Source organism: Pseudomonas sp. NPDC089741, assembly GCF_044748825.1.
GTDB classification, from domain to species: Bacteria; Pseudomonadota; Gammaproteobacteria; order Pseudomonadales; family Pseudomonadaceae; genus Aquipseudomonas; species Aquipseudomonas helmanticensis.
In genome coordinates, this window is record NZ_JBIVGT010000002.1 from 1 (window position 1) to 3,140 (window position 3,140).

Here is a 3,140-nt window from a genome sequence, read left to right on the forward strand (position 1 = left end):
AGGATCCCCCAGACCACCGTCATGATGGCGAACTGGCGGACTACCTTATAGTTATAAGCAGTCGGACTGATTGCTGTGCTCATTCTAAGGTTCCACGGTTTGGGTGTTTTATTAGGATTAAAATCGGCCGCAAGTATGCAGAGAGCAGGGGGTCATTGCAACGCGCCATGACCTGGGTCAATGCTTTCCAACGCTGATTCTGCGGCCTTTCCATGCGCCGCGTAAGGACAAAATCAGCCTCGGACAAAATGTCGCAGCGGACGAAAAAAGCGAGGGGTTCAGGTCACTTGTAACGAGGTGTGTTCGAACGGCCAGTTCGGCTGATGAATGGCAATCGGCGCGACAGCCGGTATCTACCGGCCTTTGCGGCGAGTCTGTCAGCCAATTCATCGAACACATCGCTCGGGGTCGACCTGGAACCGGCACGGGCCAGTCCGCATCGAGCAAGCGTAGACCCGAATCCGGGGAACCGAAAGGTGAGGGTGTTAAGGGGTGCGACAATGCGTCGCAAAGGGGCGGGATGCTGCCGCACCGAGAACGGTGCGGCAGATGTGTACGCAATGCTTACTGTTTTTTGTCTTCAGTAATCAGTTTTTCTGTATTCAATCCATGCGACAAGCTGTACACATAGGCTGCTAGCAATTGCACTTTGTCATTGCCCAACAGCTCATTCTGCGCCGGCATGTGACCCTGACGACCATGGCGAATGGTCTGCTCAAGTTGAGTCAGGCTGGTGCCATAGATAAATCCGGCCGGGTGCGTCAGATTCGGCGCACCCATGGCTTCAGTGCCGTGGCCGGTTGCCCCATGACAGGCTACGCAAGTGGTGCTGAACGCTTGCTGTCCCGCTTGCAGGTCAGCCTTGCTGTCGGCAGGCAATGGCAGGCCGGCCAGTTCGTGACGCACATACGCGGCAACGTTTTTTACCCCGGCCTCGCCCAACACTTCGCCCCAGGCCGGCATCGCCGCCATCCGGCCACCCATGATGGTGGTCTTGATGGTGTCGGCGTCGCCGCCCCAACGCCAGTCGCTGTCGGCGAGGTTAGGGAAACCGAATGCGCCCTTGGCGTCGGAGCCGTGGCACACCGAGCAGTTGGAGGCGAACAGGCGGCCGCCCATTTTCAACGCCTGCGGATCCTTCGCCACTTCCTCCAGCGGCATGGCGGCGAACTTGGCGAAGATCGGCCCGAACTTGGCGTCAGCCTTGCTCATTTCCTTTTCCCACTCGTGGACGCCGGTCCAGCCATCCTCGTAACCCGGTAGGATGCCTTTCCAGTTGCCCAGGCCCGGATAGAGGATCAGGTAGCCCACGGAAAACACCAGCGTGCCGGCGAACAGCATGAACCACCACTGCGGCAGCGGGTTGTCGTACTCCTCGATGCCATCGAAGCTGTGGCCCATGGTCTGGTCGACGCTGCCCTTGGTCTCGCCCCGGCGGGTGCCGATCAGCAGCCACGTCAGGCCGATCAGGCTGCCGATGGTCAGTACGCAGATCCACGTACTCCAGAAGGTGGTCATGGCCGGGTACTCCTTGTTTCAGATGCGGGGGTAGTGTCGGATTGCGGCTCGTCGGCGAACGGCAACAAACGTGCTTCGGCGAATTCCGGCGTGCGCTTGCGGTTGAACACCCACAAGGTCAAACCCACGAAGGCGACGAACACCACGACCGTGCCGAGGCCGCGAATCAGGCCTGCACTCATTTCAAAGACCATGGCTCACCTCTTGCTCTTGATCGCAGTGCCGAGCACTTGCAGGTAGGAGACGAGGGCGTCCATTTCGGTCTTGCCCTTGAGGCTGGCCACTGCGCCGCTGATGTCGTCGTCGGTGTACGGCACGCCGAGGGTGCGCATGACGTTGAGTTTGGTTTCGGTGTGGCTGCTGTCGACCGCTTGCGTAACCAGCCATGGGTAGGCGGGCATTTTCGATTCCGGTACGACGTTGCGCGGGTTGTACAAGTGCGCGCGGTGCCAGTCATCCGAGTAGCGCGCGCCGACCCGGGCCAGATCCGGCCCGGTACGTTTCGAACCCCAGAGAAACGGGTGATCCCAGACGCTTTCGCCGGCTACCGAGTAGTGTCCGTAGCGCTCGGTTTCGGCGCGGAACGGGCGGATCATCTGCGAGTGGCAACCAACGCAGCCTTCGCGGATATAGATGTCGCGGCCTTCCAGTTGCAGCGCGGTATACGGCTTCATGCCTTCGACCGGTTTGTTGGTGACGTCCTGGAAGAACAGCGGGACGATCTGGGTCAGGCCGCCGATGCTCACGGCGAACACCATGAGCAACATCAACAGGCCGACGTTCTTTTCAATCGTTTCGTGTTTCATGGCGGACTCCTCAGGCCATCTGCGCGGCAGCGACGACATCAGCAGGCTGCGAGGCCCGCACGGTGCGCCAGGTGTTGTAAGCCATCAGGAACATGCCGCTGAGGAAGATCGCCCCACCAATCAGCCGCACGACGAAGCCTGGGTGGCTGGCCACCAGGGTTTCGACGAAGGAGTAGGTCAGCGTGCCGTCCTCGTTGACTGCGCGCCACATCAGGCCCTGAGCGATGCCGTTGACCCACATCGACGCGATGTAGAGCACGGTGCCGATGGTCGCGAGCCAGAAGTGCGCGTTGATCAGGCCGACGCTGTGCATCTGCGCCTTGCCGAAGATTTTCGGGATCATGTGGTACAGCGCGCCGATCGAGATCATCGCCACCCAACCGAGGGCGCCAGCGTGTACGTGGCCGATGGTCCAGTCGGTGTAGTGGGAGAGGGCGTTGACCGTTTTGATCGCCATCATTGGCCCTTCGAAGGTCGACATGCCGTAGAACGCCAGCGACACCACGAGGAAGCGCAGGATCGGGTCGCTGCGCAACTTATGCCACGCACCCGAAAGAGTCATCATGCCGTTGATCATGCCGCCCCAGCTCGGTGCCAGCAGAATCAGCGACATCACCATGCCCAGCGACTGCGCCCAATCCGGCAGCGCGGTGTAGTGCAAATGGTGTGGACCGGCCCAGATGTACAGGGTGATCAACGCCCAGAAGTGCACGATCGACAGACGATACGAGTACACCGGACGCTCGGCCTGTTTCGGCACGAAGTAGTACATCATCCCGAGGAAACCGGCAGTGAGGAAAAAGCCTACAGCGTTGT

Annotated in this window: 3 protein-coding genes and 2 pseudogenes; all 5 read right to left on the minus strand. The window is 60.3% G+C overall.

Features of this window, described 5'->3' with window-relative positions; genetic code table 11:
- Positions 1-83 (minus strand): annotated as a pseudogene (locus ACIPZE_RS02325) (cytochrome C oxidase Cbb3); the annotation flags it as partial.
- A gap of 481 nt (positions 84-564) precedes the next feature.
- Positions 565-1,518 carry a cytochrome-c oxidase, cbb3-type subunit III gene (gene ccoP, locus ACIPZE_RS02330; RefSeq protein WP_400771045.1) on the minus strand — a complete coding sequence of 318 codons (954 nt, stop codon included), beginning with the start codon at positions 1,516-1,518 and terminating at the stop codon, positions 565-567.
- Positions 1,515-1,712 carry a CcoQ/FixQ family Cbb3-type cytochrome c oxidase assembly chaperone gene (locus ACIPZE_RS02335; RefSeq protein WP_283437093.1) on the minus strand — a complete coding sequence of 66 codons (198 nt, stop codon included), beginning with the start codon at positions 1,710-1,712 and terminating at the stop codon, positions 1,515-1,517. The genes ccoP and ACIPZE_RS02335 overlap by 4 nt, the downstream gene beginning before the upstream one ends.
- A 3-nt stretch (positions 1,713-1,715) precedes the next feature.
- Positions 1,716-2,324, minus strand: coding sequence for a cytochrome-c oxidase, cbb3-type subunit II (ccoO, locus tag ACIPZE_RS02340; RefSeq protein WP_400771048.1), 609 nt, complete (start codon positions 2,322-2,324; stop codon positions 1,716-1,718).
- A 10-nt stretch (positions 2,325-2,334) separates the two neighbouring features.
- Positions 2,335-3,138: pseudogene (locus ACIPZE_RS02345) on the minus strand (cbb3-type cytochrome c oxidase subunit I); the annotation flags it as partial.
- Positions 3,139-3,140: the final 2 nt, after the last annotated feature.

Bases quoted from the DNA above. Each gene is read 5' to 3' on its own strand.
- ccoP (WP_400771045.1), bottom strand. From the start codon at position 1,518: ATGACCACCTTCTGGAGTACGTGGATCTGCGTACTGACCATCGGCAGC.
- ACIPZE_RS02335 (WP_283437093.1), bottom strand. From the start codon at position 1,712: ATGGTCTTTGAAATGAGTGCAGGCCTGATTCGCGGCCTCGGCACGGTC.
- ccoO (WP_400771048.1), bottom strand. From the start codon at position 2,324: ATGAAACACGAAACGATTGAAAAGAACGTCGGCCTGTTGATGTTGCTC.